The sequence below is a fragment of the Bacillus sp. FSL H8-0547 genome, assembly GCA_038002745.1.
Taxonomy (GTDB): Bacteria; Bacillota; Bacilli; order Bacillales; family Bacillaceae; genus Bacillus_P.
Genome location: JBBODD010000001.1, coordinates 3598046 through 3612936, shown reverse-complemented (window position 1 = coordinate 3612936; position 14891 = coordinate 3598046). Strand labels below are relative to the sequence as shown.

The following is a 14891-nucleotide window of genomic DNA, read 5'->3' as shown; positions in this document are numbered from 1 at the left end:
GACCAATCTCTCCTCGAATGTGCGTTTTTATAAAGGCATTTATCCTTGCAATAAGATGTTAATAGATTCATCATTGTTTGCGTACAACTGCTCTTAAAAATCTTACTATGTAAATCGTTTTTACCGTTTCCTTAACCATGCCTTCTGCAGACAGATAGTTTCTGATTTGCCGTTTTCGGTTAGGTACCATAAGCAGCGGCAGTTTTTTCGGATCAAACCATCCCGTCTGAGCTGTTTCAGGTCCTTTTGTAAACAACTTTCCGCCTATTGGCTCAGCTGAATAGATATGCTGTATATCATTTTCATCAGCCAAATGATATTCACCTATTTTAGCTGCAATCTTAATGCAGCACCCTGTTTCCTCTTCTGCCTCTCTAACCGCACATTCCTCCAGGAGTTCGCCCGGATCAGCCCTGCCCCCTGGCAGATCCCAGATTGGATAATCGCGGCGTTTTACTAATAGAATGTTCCCTTCGTTATTTTTAATGATTGAAAAACATCCTGCTGAGGCAATTGAATTCAAAGCCCTCTTAGCTCCTTCCAATACTAAACTTCAACATTATTATGCTGATCAGCTATTTTAACTCATTTTATGACCGGTGCCTTTGCACCTTGTATCCAATCTTTGATAAACGGAAGCTGATGCGGATTAAATTTATTTGGCAAGTTGTGTTTCTCTAAAAAAACTACTCTCTTACTCTCTTCATTTTGTTTTATTTGTCCCGAGAACTTCTTTGTGACAAAGATGACTTGCACGCTGTAAACCCTGTCTCCATTTTCGTATTCTGCAAATCCCTTTTTCCCTGAATAAATGCCAAATAAATTCAGGTCTTCCACAGATAACCCTGTTTCCTCGTACACTTCTCTTTTGACAGTTTCTTCAAAGGTCTCTCCGAGTTCAAGCAATCCCCCGGGAATTCCCCATTCTTGGCGGTCTGTTCGTTGCTGCAGAAGGATTCTGCCATTTTCATCTTCAATAATGGCTCCGCAGCCCACAGTTAATAACGTTTGATGGCCGATTAAATTTCGCATTGTTTGTATGTAGTCGCTCATTCCAGTTCCCTCTCCAATTCCGCTTAACACTTCCAATTTTAACATAAATACCCATACAATCTTAAAAAAAGACACATCATATTAAATGATGTGCCTCAGTGCTTGTTAATAAGCTCCTTCTGAGTAGGTGAGCTCATAGCTGTGTGTATAAATTTCAAAAATGTTTCCGAACGGATCTTCCACATAAACCATTTTGAACGGCTTTTCACTAGGATAATATTCCCGGATCGGCATGCGCTGCTTCCCGCCATGTTCAATGATTTTCTGCACCATGCCCTCGATATCAGGATCCTGGATGCAAAAATGAAAGATACCTGTTTTCCAGTATTCAAAATTGTTCTCAGGTTTTTCATTGTGTGGAAACTCAAACAGTTCAATTCCGATTTTGTCTCCGGTCGATAGATGGGCTATGCGGAATGTTTCCCACTCATTTCCGAAAACGTCCCTGCACATTTGCCCGATTGCAGAGTCATCGTTTTCTACTTTAGACGGTTCCATAAGGACATACCATCCGAAAACCTCTGTATAAAATTTGACTGCCTGGTCCAGGTCAGGAACAGAAAGTCCGATATGTGAAAACGATCTTGGATACGTCAGCATTGATTATATTCCTCCTCAATTGTACGATAGAGTTCCTTACAGAATTAGTGTAACGAATCATTTCCAATGATGTAAGTATGCACTTTTTTGTCAGTTACTATCATAGAAGTAAGAAAGGAAGCAGCAAATTGAACTCAAATGAAGGAAAATTAAAGTGCTCCATTGAATATACACTAAATAAAATAGGGGGAAAATGGAAAACGGTTGTCCTCTGGCATCTCGGGACTGATGGGACGCTTAGATACAGTGAAATCAGAAGGCTGTTGACAGGAGTAACCCACAAGGTATTAAGCCGGCAGTTAAAAGAACTTGAAGAAGATGGGTTTATCGAACGCAGGCAATATGATACGATGCCTCCGAAAGTAGAATATACCATGACATCCAAAGGACATACATTGATGCCGATTCTTCAGCACATGCATGTGTGGGGCAAAGAAAATTGGGACCAGGATTAAAGGAGGAATGAAAGTGGGATGGATCATTGGCTTGCTGGCTGGAACATTAGGGCTGGCTTACTTGATTGACCGGAAAAGAACGAACAGAAAAACCGTATCTCACAACCCCGGTGAGGAAAAAAACGTTACAATGGGCGACAATCGCTATTCAAGCGGCGGGGAATAGAGATTGCCTCCCTTTAAGGGAATCTATTTCAAAAAACATTGGTGAGCAACAAAAAGACGATAATCATCCAATTACCGTCTCTCCGCCTTTACATATGATTCACTTTCTTCTTTTTATCCCACTTAAAGATTTTGTTAAGGAACAAGTAAATTCTTTTTGACTCTTTTGTCATTAAAGGTCCAATAATCGCCAGAATCAGAACATACAGTGCTGAGAATGGCTTCAGCATCGGAGTAAGACCTCCGGCTATGCCGAGATTCGCTACAATAATGGAAAACTCGCCTCTTGATACAATAGTCAGACCAATGTTTGTGGACGCTTTATGTGACAAGCCCGCTCTCCTTCCGGCAATCATTCCGGCAATAAAGTTTCCGAGTATGGTCAATAGGACCGCACCAAGTGCAAGCCATACAGCGCCGCCGAGGGAGAATGGATCAATACTCAATCCAAAGCTGAAGAAGAAAATGGCGCCGAAGAAATCCCTGAAAGGAACGACCAGGTGCTCAATTCTGTCACTGTGCTCCGTCTCAGAAAATACAAGTCCCAGTAAAAGAGCGCCAATGGCTTCTGCTACGTGAATCAGTTCTGAAAAACCGGCCACGAAGAACAGGGAGGCGAAAATGACGATGATGAATACTTCATCAGAGGAAATACTGATCAGTTTGTTGATCAGAGGTGCACCTTTTCTGGCTGCAATGAAGAAAAGAAGCATGTAGCCAAGTGCAGTGAGAATGGAAATAAGCGCTCCGCTGAACGATGTAGCATCCCCCAGTACAAGACCTGAAACAACAGAAAGATACACAGCGAGGAAAATATCTTCAAACATAATAATTCCCAGAATCAGCTCTGTCTCATTATTTCCTGTCCGCCTTAAATCCACAAGGACTTTTGCCACGATGGCACTTGAGGAAATTGTTATCACTCCGGCAAACACCAAAACTTCAACCGGAGTAAACCCATTGATAAAGCCGTATAGAAGGCCCAATGTAAAATTGATGCCAATATAAATGGTACCGCCGGTTACGATCGATCTTCCTGATTTGATCAGCTTCTTAACAGAGAACTCAAGCCCCAGATAAAACAGCAAAAACAGGACACCGATTCTTCCAAGAAACGAGATAATCGCTTCACTTTCAATAAATCTCAGATCAATTACTCCTATATGAGGGGCATGCGGTCCTACAACCATGCCGAACACAATTAAAAAGGGAATAATAGAAAACTTAAATTTATTTGCAAGCAGGGCGGCTGCTGCAACAATCAGTAATGCGGTTCCAACTTCAAATACTAAATGATCCATTTAATCACCCCGGTTTGTTAATAGTTCGCTGATTACACGTTTAACTTCCTCTCTCTTCCCTGAAATGACAAGCGTGTCCCCTTTTTCAAGAATCTCATCAGGGCCAGCATTCAGCAGTTCTTTCATGTTGTTTTTCAAAATGGATATCACAGTGACACTGAAGTGGTTGCGGATATCAAGTTCGCCGATGCTTTTCCCTTCGGCAGCTGCCCCGGGTTCGATTTTGAACCATTCAATGACAAGTCCTGAAAAGGCCATTTCAATTGTTTCAAGAGCTTTTGGCTTGTAGGCCATGCCGCCAAGAATAGCCGCGATCTGTCTTGCTTCTGAGTCACTGAATACAATCGTTGAAACAACTTCCTCATGATCTTCGTCAAAATGATAGATTTCTCTTCTTCCGTCATCATGGATGACGATTACCGCTTTTTCCTGATTTTTTGTGATGACCTCAAATTTGCATCCAATTCCGGGAAGTTCGCTTTCTCTGATTTTCATCTGGATTCCTCCTGACCATTTTTAAAGATTCACATCGATTTGCGTGACAATCTGTTCATCTTTTTTTATTCCTAAAAACTTAAGGGTTTCAGCCGGTGTTGCATGATGGAAATGCTTTTGTAGAAGGGCAAGTGAGACCCCTTTTTTGTATGCGTGGTAGCCAAACGTTTTGGCCAGGGAATTGGTTCCGATTTTCTCATTCACCCCGGCATGAACGGCAGCGTCATGGATGATTCTGTATGCCTGCTGCCTAGTAATGGGCTTTTTGAATTTGCGGGATTGAAACAAGTAGCACATATCGGAATTCGCCTTCTTCAGATACTCGGTGATTGCCAATCTGAGTTTTTTATTAATATAAACAGATCTCCTCCTTTCGTCTAAATCGGAGTAATGATAAAATTCTGCAACATTTCCGTTTTCATCCAGCAGATCATCCTTTTTTACTGCAGTCAATTCTGACACCTTTAAACCTGTATTAATGCCAAAAACGAATAAAAGATAGTCTCTTTCGGATTGCTGTATAAGATAATCTTTTATTGCCTGAATGTCATTTACGTTTCTGATTGCACTTACCGTTTCCATTTTATCACTCTCCAATGTTACTTAATATTAGTTTATCATATAAATAAGTTACATTCAAATATACAGGCTACTTACAATCTTCTTAGTAATTCCCAAGAATGGAATTCATCCTGCAGTCCTTTATGCACCGGCTGCAGGATTTGAAATTCCCCATAAAAAAACAGCTCATTAAACATGAGCTGTACAAACCGTTATACAAGTATACATTGCAGACCTGATGTTCCGTTTATTGGATCGGCACCTTCTTAAACCAATACTCCAGCGCCTCCATTGGCTCCTCCCTCACGTGCGCGTAATAGATCTCCAATTCCTCCGGCTTAACACCATCAGGCAAAGTAAATGAAAAGTGAAAGTCTTCCGCTGTTTCCACATCATAGATCTGAGGCTCCAGGTCTGAAAAACCTTCTCTTTTAATCGCATGTTCAACATCTTCAACGAGGTATTTCCAGTCCATCTGGGTATGCAAATCCGCCCGGCTGCGGGAAACAGAGCCCGCACTCTTATTTTCAGGAATATAGAAGATAAGATAATCAGTTGGAAAACGGTAGTAATCAAGCCTTTCTGACCAGCTTCCGCTTATATGCACCCTGCCGTTTTCTGCGGATGTTTCAAAAATAAGAGAATCTGGCTTTACCCGATCAACGGAATGATAAAGAAAGAAACTGACAAATAGGATGCAGATGAATATGGGACTGAACAGCAATAGTGCGGCCAGTGTGTTTTTCTTCCATTTGCGGATTCCTGATACTAACAAAATAATCAAAACTAAACCTATAATCAGTGTCATTGCACAGGACCTCAAACCGTCATTTCATTTTCGTATTTATATTGGAGAGCATGGACTAACTGAGCATTAAGTACGTCTGCAAAAAAGCCAATTGAGAGTGAAGCGAGAAAAATAGTGCCCCCCATTAAGGCTAAACTAGGATGAAGAATGCCAATGATCATAAACAGCAGTATCCCTCCCGCATATATAAAGGCAATTATCCAAGCGCATCCTTTAATTCTGTGGAGAGATGTTAAAGCCGCTTCTGAAAAAGCCTTCCTTTTCTCTATAAGCGAAAGTAAATGCACAGTCTGCTTTAAAGCGAATGCAAAAGGGATGACAGTCAAATAAATTCCAGCAAGTACAATTCCTTTTGTATAGGCAAACTCCGGAAATTGCTCAGCAGACAACTCAGCAAGCCCCGGAAGCCACAAAACACTTAAACCAAAAACACCCCCGCCTATCAGGAGCACAGAGGCTTTTAAGATAAGGATAAATCCGTTTTGCATTTAGCACCTCATTCCAATGTTTTCCTATATATTACTCCTTAATTTATTGTAAATCAATAAATTTTTGTTGTTAAAACTAAAAAACAGCCAGCCTCCTTGATAAAGAAAGCAGCTGTTTTACAGGACGAAGCTTATGAATAAACACATCTCCACAGAGAAAAATAAGGAAAAAAACAACTAATAGAGAAGGAGCAGCTCATGATTATCTTTTACACTCTTTTTGCATGTTTTGTTTTGCCCCAACCGATTGCAAGTGATCTACATTCTTTACAGTCCGTTTCTTCGAATACTCATGAGTATTATCAATTAACAGAAATTTTCTATCATCAAGACCAGACTGCCATTTCCTACCCCCAGCTATCCGGTATGAAAAACCCAGCGGTCCAAGCAACATTGAATAGGAAAATCAAAGAAGATGCCTTAACGGTCCTTCACTATTACCCGGATGGAGTCCTGACGGATGGACTTACTTTAGACATCAAATACACAATAAAAAGAATGGACCGTGAACTGCTGAGTATACAGTATGATGGACTCGGCAATGTATCAGGCACAGCCCATCCCTCTCATCATTTTTATACATCAACCTACCTGCTGACTGATGGAAGGCGGGTAAAATTAAATCAGCTCGTAATCCTTAACGAAGCTTTTGCTGAAACGCTTAAGAAAAAAAGCAAGGCACTATCCCCTGCCCTGCAGGGTTACCTTGAGGGATTATCGAATCAGGACCTGCTTACTAAACTTCAAACTGCAGATCAGCTTGAACGTATCGGAGAAAACGATCAGTCTGATGTTTTCAGCTATTGGACAGAAGATTCCTTAGGCATCAGCATTGGAGTAAGCCATGCACAGGGTGACCATGCGGAATTTGAAGTGAAAACGAAAGATATCGTTCCTTTTTTGAAAAAACCTCTTTAGCAGAATAAGAAATTGTTTTTGACGTGTCAGAGCCCGCTTCCATTAAGCATTGATTGTGCGATTTGATTTTTCATCAAAATAAGAAGCCTTAGAAGGCATCATTACTGCCACAAGCAGACCAGCTGCAAACAGGACGCTTGCACCTGAAAAGACGAGACAGACTGTCTGCAGGGTGAACCATTCTGCTGATAATCCTAAAATAAGCGTCAGCACAATCTGTACGATTCCCTGAAGCATATCAGCAGCGCTCCCAAACCGGCCCATAATGGCGACAGGAACATTCATCTGAAAGAAAGTCGCATAGCCCGAATTGGCGAACGCCATAAAAAAGCCTAGAAAGACAAAAGACAGAGTAGCTGTCATAAATCCGTTTGAGCTGTAAAAAAACAAATACCCGGCAGAAGTCATCAGCATGCCTGTTCCCATATAGAAGCCAAGCTTCATTTTGGAAGCAAGTGCTGCTGATGCGGCAGCGCCGGCGAGCGCACCGAGTCCTGTCAGACTGACGATCATTCCATAATCCCTGTCAGAAAGCTCAAGATGCTGCTTAATAAAGGTTGCCTCCTGAGAATCAAGGGCAAAGCCAATCAGCATGGCTGCCTGAAAGAAAACGTATACCGCCATAAAGTAAGATGCCTTTTTCCCAAATTGAAAGACAGTTTTCCAATCATCGACAATCGTTTGAAATTTGCCGCGTATATTCGATTGATACGGCTCTTCCTCTAGCTTCGGCAGGAAACAAAGAATTAATCCGCAGGCAATAAAGGATACAGCATTGATAAAAATGCAAATGTCTGTTCCAAAATGCATAATCAGAAACCCTGCAACAGCAGGACCGGTCAAAAAAGCTCCGGAACTAGCCATCCCCATAACGGAATTAAATCTCTTTCTCTTTTCAGAAGGAATCATTTTCGTTATGTATACAGAAGAACTTGGACCAAAAAAAGAACCTGCCATATTAATAAGCAGAACAGCCAGATAAATAAACCAAAGTGAATCCAAAAAAGGGATGACAGCCACCATACCGCCTCTGAAAACATCTGTGAAAATCATCAGCTTCTTTTTATCCATCCGGTCAATGACACTGCCTGCCCATGTGTTTGTAATCAGCATGGCAATTGGCCTGATCATATACAGTCCTGCGACCGCTGCTGCCGAGCCTGTTAAGTTTAAGACAGATAAATTGATGGCAATCAGGTAGATCCAGCTGCCCAAATTTGATATGCCGATTCCTGTAATCAGCAGAGACGGCACTTTCCATGCATTCATTAACCCACCCCGTATAGAAGAATTATGTAATGATATCGTACCACTTTTCATCAGTTGTTTTTTCCTTCAATTGTGAATCTTCTCCAAATTTTAGTATTTTTTTCAAACGAACCTTGCTGATTCTTAATGCACAGTTTCAATACCTTTTTTTCAAACAAAAGAGAAGGTACAATAGAGCAAGAAAGGATGTGCTAAAATGGCTGTCGTTCTGCCGCATATTGAAGATGCCAACACAACGGGCTATATCCCTCCTGCTGGAGTTTATGAAACATTTGAAAATGAAACGGACTATGAAGAAAAAGTAAAAGAATGGGGACTGCGCGTAAAAAAGGAGTACTGGTATAAAGAACGTACACACCAGAGACTTGTTGCGATTAAAGGATACCAGACTTTCGGTGCATCACATACAACGCTTGTCATCGAGTTTCAAGACGGTAATCTGTCGTGCATTCATCCGGCTTACTTGAAAGAAATGCAGTCGGGAAACTTCGGCAAGGAAATAAAAGAGCCTGCTCCTGATGCTGCCGCTTCTAAGATTACAGATGAAACTGCATTAGAGTCTCCTTCAGAACCAGTCGAAGCTCCTGCCGTCAAGCAAGTTGAACTCTCTGAAGAACCCAAAAAGCCTGCCGCTAAAAAAGCTAAGCAGCCAAAGCTTGCCCTGCCTGATGACAAGGTGCATTTTACGGCAAAAGTGAAGCAGCTGGCGCTCAGCTGGAATCATTTTAATGAAGAAAACGACGAAGTAGTGATCCTCGAAGATGTCGCGATTGTGGGTGACGATGCCCTTGAAGTCGGACTAGCCTGGTGCTCCCACAGCAAAACCCTGAAAAAATATGAGCTTGCAGCTGGCGACATCCTGAACTTTAACGGGAAGATCGTCAAAAAAACATTGCCTAAAGGAAAAGACGTAGAAGATGAATCTATGCTGCTCGACGTTTCCGTTCCTTACAAAATCAACAATCCGTCTAAAATCGTCAAAGACTGATCAGCGCACCGTTACTGGTGTGCCTTTTTTATTTCAGCGCCTCTGATATGGCTGATTTTTCCCGGGAGAGCTTGCAATATTTCTCCTCCATTTGCGGATACTAACGTTTAGAAAAGCACCCGAGGGGTATTTATGCTACATCAATGCTTCCGACTACTAATTCAAGAGGTGACGACAAAAAGATGAGCATGAATCGAGGAATCATAACAGCAGTTGGTGCTATTGCCATTGCTCAGGGATTAAAAATATTCACCTACAAACGTCTTTCAGGAAAATGGGATGTGAAGCAAATTGTCACGACAGGCGGAATGCCGAGCTCCCACTCAGCAGGCGTTGCTGCTCTTTCCACTTATGTTGCAGCTAAAAACGGGACAACTTCCATTGAAACGGCGATTGCCGTGATTTTCGGCATCATTGTGATGTACGATGCACAGGGTATCAGACGGCATACAGGTGAAATTGCCAAACTGATCAATGACATTGACGGAGAGATGGCCGTTATTTCAGAGCACCTTCCCGGACTTGGACACATTAAACGCGAAGAAGAACTGAAAGAAGTGCTGGGACACCAGCCTCTTGAAGTTGTTGGCGGAGGTATTTTAGGTGTGGTTCTTGGGTTAATCAGTGCAAAACTTGAAGATAAGTAAGAAAGAGAGCAAAATTGCTCTCTTTTCTTTTTGTGAAGAAGAACTCTTTAAGAAAAACACTTACTAACATGGTTTACTTCCAACTACCACGGTTTTACTGCCAACTTTGGTTAAATTACTGCCAACTTTCATTCATTTACTGCCGACTTTGACAGAATAACTGCCAACTTCATTGCATTCACTGCCAGCCGGCTTCCGCTTAAGCATCATCATTTCAGCTCAATTCCCGCTTCTCAATCTTCTCCCTGAGATGATCCACCAGCTCTTCAATCTCCATTGTCAGAGACTGTTTCTCCCCGTGTTTCCTGACATTAACATGGCCAGCACTCATTTCCTGATCACCAAGTATCAACATGTAAGGCACCCTGCTTTTTTGCGCCTTTCTGATTTTATAACCAAGCTTTTCTCCGCTTACATCCATTTGAACGCGAATGCCTTTTGCTGCAAGCTTATTTTTGACTTCTTCTGCATAGCCGCGGTGCACTTCTGCAACTGGAAGAATCACAGCCTGAACAGGGGCAAGCCACAATGGAAACACACCGGCAAAGTGTTCGATAAGAATTCCAAGAAATCTGTCAAGAGAGCCTGCAATGGCGCGGTGAATGACGACTGGCCGCTCTTTTTCATTTTTCTCGCTGATATAACTGCAGTCAAACTTCACAGGCATCTGAAAATCAAGCTGTACTGTCGCACATTGATGACTTCTCTTCATGGCATCCTGTATGTGGAAATCAATCTTCGGTCCGTAAAAAGCTCCGTCTCCTTCATTTATACGGTAAGGCATCCCCATCTCGTCCAGCACTCCCTGCAGTGCCGCTTCCGCATCCTGCCATAGTTCATCCTCTCCCATTGAATTTTCCGGTCTAGTTGAAAGCTCGACCGAATAGTCAAATCCCAGAGTACGGTAGACATAATCAATCATCCCAAGAACACTTTTTACTTCATCCTGTATTTGATCCGGACGCACGAACAAATGAGCATCATCCTGACAAAAAGTCCGGACTCTAAGCAGGCCATTCAGGGCGCCGCTGTACTCATGCCGGTGCACCTGTCCGAATTCTGCATATCTGACCGGCAGATCTCTGTAGGAAAAAAGCTGCTGGTTAAACATGATCATGTGTCCCGGACAGTTCATCGGCTTAAGCGCAAATGTTTCTTCATCAACATCTGAAAAATACATATTTTCGTGATAATGATCCCAGTGGCCGGATTGTCTCCATAGCCGCTCATTCATCATAAACGGGGAAGAAACCTCCTGATAGCCTGCTGCACCCTGAACCTCCCGGAGCAGCGACTGCAGCTCGTTGCGCATAATTTGACCGTTTGGCAGGAAAAAGGGCATGCCGGGTGCTTCTTCAGAAAACAGGAAAAGCTCCATCTCTTTTCCAATCTTGCGGTGATCCCGTTTTTTTAGTTCCTCCTGTTCTTTTTCAAACAAAACCATTTCTTTTCTGCTTGCAAATGCTGTACCGCTTATCCGCTGAAGCACATGTCCTGACTTGTCACCCTTCCAGTAGGCGCCTGCAACTGCATGAAGTTTAAAAGCTTTAATGGCAGAGATGGAGAGGGGTTCATTCGATATGTTCATATACTCCCCGTGTCTGCAAACTATCACACTTTCCTCGTCCATCTCACACAGCTGCTCTGCTTTTAAATACTCTCCCTTTTCTGAAAATAAAGCGATGGCTTCTTCACGGGATAACGAAATATGCTCCCACTTTTCACCCTGTCCTAAGATGCGCTCCATTTCCGCTTCAATGTCTTTCAGTTCTTTTTCTTTTATGCTTTGCGGAAGCAGAAGCTCTGCATAAAAACCGTGCTGATGAGAAGCCTCGCCTCCAAGGACCGCTCCCGGATACAGTCTGCTGACTGCCCTTGCGAGAAGCTGTGCACTAGAATAATTGATGTCCTCCTGATTTTTTTCCTTTTTCTGATTTCCCATCATAATCCCTTCTTTCGCAGAAATATAAAAAAGCGCACTCATCCCTATAGCAGGGACGAGCGCGCTTTGCCCGTGGTTCCACCCAGATTTCCGAATTAGAAAAGCGTAAGTACCCGTTCAGCTCCGAAAGACAGATACGAAATCCGGCGAAAAGTCCGGTTCCCGCCATTTTGGCGGATTTTGTTCTGGCAGAGGAGTTGGGCACTGATGCTGGACAAAGATGCTAGATCATTTACCCATACTTTTCTAAAAACAGCTCCAGCGCTTTAACGCAGCGGCTGCGGCACGGCATTTCCTCCGTACGGTTATTCAAAGGCGGTAAGTTCATGCTCCTGCGCCGGAAAGTTCTCAGCCATCCTTCCCTCTCTGTTGCGCGGTGTTCATGCCTCGTGTCCTTGTCAAAACCTATAAAATATAAAAAGCGCACTCATCCCTATGACAGGGACGAGCGCGCTTTGCCCGTGGTTCCACCCAGATTCCCGAATTAGAAAAGCGTAAGTGCCCGCATCGATGTGCAAACCTTTACCCAAACTTTCCTAAACAACGGCTCCAGAGCTTTAACGCAGCGGCTGCGGCACGGCATTTCCTCCGTGCGGTTCAAAGGCGGTAAGCACATTTTCCGTGTTGGGAAGTTTCCAGCAGTCCTCCCCTCTCTGGCAACCGGTAAAAATGGCTCGTGTCCTTTTCATCACGTTTTCTAAATTAACATGATTTTACAATGTGACGAAAATGATTTCAACTGTTTTTTTAGTTTATGTGAAAAATCTCTGATCAGTGATGCCAATTTTTCATGTTTCAGGCATGTTTGTCCATGGTTCTATGGCCAACGTTTTCCTTACTCTTTGCATTCCCATCCCCCTGAATATTCGTTTTTCATCTTATTCCACTCTCCCGGATTTTGCAGATTTCTCCTGCGCCCCTGCTTTTTCTCCTTTTTTTAAATTAAAAAAGACGCATTTCTGCGTCGTTTTTTCCGGCTAGGAAGCCAGATGCGTTTCAAAATTTTTATAAAGGATATACCGCTGAAGCCCTCTTGTCTGCTCGAATGCGATTGCGGCGCGCTCTTTGGCTTCGCTCTTTTTCCCGTGTTTTTCTGCCATTTCTGCAAGAATGCTGTTTTTCATCCAGCCCTCCGGCAGCCTGTCTGCATGTTCTTTGGCTTCTTTGAAATTTCTGCTTTCAGCTGCAATCAGTCCCTCATAATAGGTCCTGTATGCCGGAGATTTAATCAAATGGACGTGTTTTTTCGCTTCGGACGGCTCCTGTTTATATAAGGCATAAGTCGTTTGAATCAACGCCCGGCGCTCTGAGTTTTTATATTTTGACTGGAATTTTTCCATTGCCTCTTCGGCTTCAGCATCCAGGTTGTTCGCGATAGCATAATAAAACTGATACATTGGATTACTCTGATGCTTGAGAATATAGGATTCAGACTTCCGGATATCCTTTGAAAACAGGACCGGACTTATCTGAACATACATGTACCAACCCATTGACAGAGTAAGCAGTAATCCAATCAGGTAAATAGGTGCTTCAAAAAATCCAAGTGAAAAGCATCCGAGAAAGATAACCGTATAAAAAATGATGTGCTGTTTCAACATTGTGCCTCCCCTTTATGTACACTAGCTTTATCATAAAGTGTGACGGAAAGGGAAGCAATAGCATTTATTCCAAAAATCGAATGAGTTCCCGGTTGAACTTTTCCAGTTCATCATAGAAAAGGCCATGACCGCTGTATTTAAACGGAATGAGTTCAGAATCAAGTATGCCTTTATGCATCAGCTCTGCGAATATAAACGGGCAGATTTGATCTTTCATGCCGTGGAAAATAGCTGCCGGAACAGTGATTTTCCCTAAATCCTCTCTCAAATCCTCATCACGGAGAGACTCGGCTGTCTGTGCCGTCCCATGTCCGGACGCATCAAGTCCAAGGCTCTGGAACCAGTTTTTAAAACTTTCTGAAATGTACTTGGCGAAGAAAATCTGCCCGAATCCTGTCAGCATGTCCGGTCTGTCAGTATAGGTCTGCTGAATCAGTTTGGTGACTTCAGATCTGGCCATTCCATGCGGATAGTCAGGCCGCTTGGTAAAGGAAGGAGCCGCTGCCCCAAAAAGGGCAAGCTTCCTGACCCTGTAACCTGAATGCCTCGCCATATACCTGATGGCAATGGCACCGCCCATTGAAAAACCGCCCAGTGCAATGTCTTTCAGCTGGAGGATTTCAATGACGGCCTTAACGTCATCAGATAGCCGGTCATAGGAATAACCGGTATAGGGTTTGTCTGATTTTCCAAATCCACGCAGGTCGATGAGAACGCACCTGAAACCAAGCTTAGGAAGCTGATCCAGCTGATATTCGTACATCCTGTGATCAACAGGCCAGCCGTGGATCAAAAAAAGCACCTGGCCATCACTTGGCCCCACATCTTCAACGAAGATCTTGACAGCATCATCCGTCTGTATAAAATATCCCATGTTTACCCCTTTCCCGGTTACGAGAAATACCCTTTTTCCTCATTTTCCAGTGCGATATGACTTGGATAGTTCTGCTCTGTCATCGTAATCCAGTCGGCGACTTCCTGAAGCATTGCCTGAACCTTTTCCCGCGGCAGTCCTTCTTCGGCTGCACGGTACCAGATATCCTCCATGATGGTGCTCAAATTCCGCGGATAAGAAACCTGATCATATCTGAGAACGTAGCTCAGGATCGGCTCAGCATCCCTTCCTCCCTGTTCTGTTTGGGATGAGTGCCTGACAAGCCATCCCTCCTCATTACGGATCAGAGTATACTTGTCGCTTTTGCCCCATTTGCGGGTGAACACATTTAGATAAAACGTCTCGCCCAGTGTCTGATCACACGGTTCATCATTCGCCTGCTGATTATTTAAATAATTCAGGAGTTCCTGAACAGGCCGGATGTGCTGGTAAAACTGGGGATCTCCCGGTGTCATTTTGCGCAGCCGTACTGTTTTTTTCAAATGTTTTGGTTTTGGATTCAGGGAGAGATAAAGAGAGTGGGCGGCTATTCCCATTTCGTCATAAACCTGCTCAATATGACGGTACGACTGAACCTGTCTTTCTTCTCTTGACAGCGAAAGAAAGTGAAGGATTTCCTCAAGCTTAGATTGAATCCTGTTTTTCAGCTCTGACTGTTCGGCACTTAATTCTATTTTCATCCATTACCCTCCTATCTAGCAGCAG

The 14891-nt window shown here is 43.2% G+C and carries 18 protein-coding genes; 5 read left to right on the top strand and 13 right to left on the bottom strand.

Going from position 1 to position 14891, the window contains the following annotated elements; genetic code table 11:
* Window positions 1-70: 70 nt before the first annotated feature.
* The 3 genes from MHB63_18210 to MHB63_18200 all read right to left on the bottom strand — a co-directional run bounded on the left by MHB63_18210 (window position 71) and on the right by MHB63_18200 (window position 1650).
* A complete protein-coding gene (locus MHB63_18210; GenBank protein ID MEK3808459.1) occupies window positions 71-523 on the bottom strand; it encodes an NUDIX domain-containing protein in 453 nt (150 codons plus the stop codon).
* Window positions 524-585: 62 nt separating this feature from the next.
* Window positions 586-1053, bottom strand: a complete 468-nt coding sequence (locus tag MHB63_18205; protein ID MEK3808458.1) for an NUDIX domain-containing protein — start codon at window positions 1051-1053, stop codon at window positions 586-588.
* Between the two features lie 105 nt (window positions 1054-1158).
* Complete coding sequence (locus MHB63_18200) at window positions 1159-1650, bottom strand: lactoylglutathione lyase family protein (GenBank protein ID MEK3808457.1); 492 nt, start codon at window positions 1648-1650, stop codon at window positions 1159-1161.
* A 131-nt stretch (window positions 1651-1781) separates the two neighbouring features.
* Between MHB63_18200 and MHB63_18195 the strand changes: the two genes are divergently transcribed.
* Window positions 1782-2108, top strand: a complete 327-nt coding sequence (locus MHB63_18195; protein MEK3808456.1) for a helix-turn-helix domain-containing protein — start codon at window positions 1782-1784, stop codon at window positions 2106-2108.
* A 13-nt stretch (window positions 2109-2121) separates the two neighbouring features.
* Complete coding sequence (locus MHB63_18190) at window positions 2122-2274, top strand: hypothetical protein (GenBank protein MEK3808455.1); 153 nt, start codon at window positions 2122-2124, stop codon at window positions 2272-2274.
* Window positions 2275-2362: 88 nt separating this feature from the next.
* On the opposite strand, the gene MHB63_18185 is transcribed toward MHB63_18190, so the two are convergent.
* The 5 genes from MHB63_18185 to MHB63_18165 all read right to left on the bottom strand — a co-directional run bounded on the left by MHB63_18185 (window position 2363) and on the right by MHB63_18165 (window position 5926).
* Complete coding sequence (locus MHB63_18185) at window positions 2363-3574, bottom strand: cation:proton antiporter (protein ID MEK3808454.1); 1212 nt, start codon at window positions 3572-3574, stop codon at window positions 2363-2365.
* Window positions 3575-4069: a cation:proton antiporter regulatory subunit gene (locus MHB63_18180; GenBank protein MEK3808453.1), complete on the bottom strand. Its 495-nt coding sequence runs from the start codon at window positions 4067-4069 to the stop codon at window positions 3575-3577.
* Between the two features lie 21 nt (window positions 4070-4090).
* On the bottom strand, window positions 4091-4651 hold the full coding sequence (locus MHB63_18175) for a tyrosine-type recombinase/integrase (GenBank protein MEK3808452.1): 561 nt from the start codon (window positions 4649-4651) through the stop codon (window positions 4091-4093).
* Between the two features lie 226 nt (window positions 4652-4877).
* On the bottom strand, window positions 4878-5438 hold the full coding sequence (locus MHB63_18170; protein MEK3808451.1) for a hypothetical protein: 561 nt from the start codon (window positions 5436-5438) through the stop codon (window positions 4878-4880).
* Between the two features lie 11 nt (window positions 5439-5449).
* A complete protein-coding gene (locus tag MHB63_18165) occupies window positions 5450-5926 on the bottom strand; it encodes a DUF2975 domain-containing protein (protein ID MEK3808450.1) in 477 nt (158 codons plus the stop codon).
* A 393-nt stretch (window positions 5927-6319) separates the two neighbouring features.
* On the opposite strand from MHB63_18165, the gene MHB63_18160 reads away from it, so the two are divergent.
* Window positions 6320-6844 (top strand): hypothetical protein, encoded by a 525-nt coding sequence (locus MHB63_18160; protein ID MEK3808449.1) that lies wholly within the window; start codon window positions 6320-6322, stop codon window positions 6842-6844.
* 42 nt (window positions 6845-6886) lie between these two features.
* Here MHB63_18160 and MHB63_18155 read toward each other — a convergent pair whose 3' ends face one another.
* Window positions 6887-8113 (bottom strand): MFS transporter, encoded by a 1227-nt coding sequence (locus tag MHB63_18155; GenBank protein MEK3808448.1) that lies wholly within the window; start codon window positions 8111-8113, stop codon window positions 6887-6889.
* 196 nt (window positions 8114-8309) lie between these two features.
* On the opposite strand from MHB63_18155, the gene MHB63_18150 reads away from it, so the two are divergent.
* On the top strand, window positions 8310-9101 hold the full coding sequence (locus MHB63_18150; GenBank protein MEK3808447.1) for a hypothetical protein: 792 nt from the start codon (window positions 8310-8312) through the stop codon (window positions 9099-9101).
* A 188-nt stretch (window positions 9102-9289) separates the two neighbouring features.
* The gene (locus MHB63_18145; GenBank protein MEK3808446.1) at window positions 9290-9748 is read left to right on the top strand and encodes a divergent PAP2 family protein; all 459 of its coding nucleotides are present in this window, start codon (window positions 9290-9292) and stop codon (window positions 9746-9748) included.
* Window positions 9749-9962: 214 nt separating this feature from the next.
* Here MHB63_18145 and thrS read toward each other — a convergent pair whose 3' ends face one another.
* The 4 genes from thrS to MHB63_18125 all read right to left on the bottom strand — a co-directional run bounded on the left by thrS (window position 9963) and on the right by MHB63_18125 (window position 14866).
* Window positions 9963-11690, bottom strand: a complete 1728-nt coding sequence (gene thrS / locus MHB63_18140) for a threonine--tRNA ligase (GenBank protein ID MEK3808445.1) — start codon at window positions 11688-11690, stop codon at window positions 9963-9965.
* Between the two features lie 977 nt (window positions 11691-12667).
* Entirely contained in the window at window positions 12668-13288 is a 621-nt protein-coding gene (locus tag MHB63_18135; protein ID MEK3808444.1) for a hypothetical protein, read from the bottom strand.
* A gap of 67 nt (window positions 13289-13355) precedes the next feature.
* Window positions 13356-14165: an alpha/beta hydrolase gene (locus MHB63_18130; protein MEK3808443.1), complete on the bottom strand. Its 810-nt coding sequence runs from the start codon at window positions 14163-14165 to the stop codon at window positions 13356-13358.
* Between the two features lie 17 nt (window positions 14166-14182).
* The gene (locus MHB63_18125) at window positions 14183-14866 is read right to left on the bottom strand and encodes a hypothetical protein (protein MEK3808442.1); all 684 of its coding nucleotides are present in this window, start codon (window positions 14864-14866) and stop codon (window positions 14183-14185) included.
* Window positions 14867-14891 lie beyond the last annotated feature (25 nt).

Coding starts and splice junctions, on each gene's coding strand:
- MHB63_18205 (MEK3808458.1), bottom strand. CDS start 1,053: ATGAGCGACTACATACAAACAATGCGAAATTTAATCGGCCATCAAACG.
- MHB63_18185 (MEK3808454.1), bottom strand. CDS start 3,574: ATGGATCATTTAGTATTTGAAGTTGGAACCGCATTACTGATTGTTGCA.
- MHB63_18180 (MEK3808453.1), bottom strand. CDS start 4,069: ATGAAAATCAGAGAAAGCGAACTTCCCGGAATTGGATGCAAATTTGAG.
- MHB63_18175 (MEK3808452.1), bottom strand. CDS start 4,651: ATGGAAACGGTAAGTGCAATCAGAAACGTAAATGACATTCAGGCAATA.
- MHB63_18170 (MEK3808451.1), bottom strand. CDS start 5,438: ATGACACTGATTATAGGTTTAGTTTTGATTATTTTGTTAGTATCAGGA.
- MHB63_18165 (MEK3808450.1), bottom strand. CDS start 5,926: ATGCAAAACGGATTTATCCTTATCTTAAAAGCCTCTGTGCTCCTGATA.
- MHB63_18155 (MEK3808448.1), bottom strand. CDS start 8,113: ATGAATGCATGGAAAGTGCCGTCTCTGCTGATTACAGGAATCGGCATA.
- MHB63_18150 (MEK3808447.1), top strand. CDS start 8,310: ATGGCTGTCGTTCTGCCGCATATTGAAGATGCCAACACAACGGGCTAT.
- MHB63_18145 (MEK3808446.1), top strand. CDS start 9,290: ATGAATCGAGGAATCATAACAGCAGTTGGTGCTATTGCCATTGCTCAG.
- thrS (MEK3808445.1), bottom strand. CDS start 11,690: ATGGGAAATCAGAAAAAGGAAAAAAATCAGGAGGACATCAATTATTCT.
- MHB63_18130 (MEK3808443.1), bottom strand. CDS start 14,165: ATGGGATATTTTATACAGACGGATGATGCTGTCAAGATCTTCGTTGAA.
- MHB63_18125 (MEK3808442.1), bottom strand. CDS start 14,866: ATGAAAATAGAATTAAGTGCCGAACAGTCAGAGCTGAAAAACAGGATT.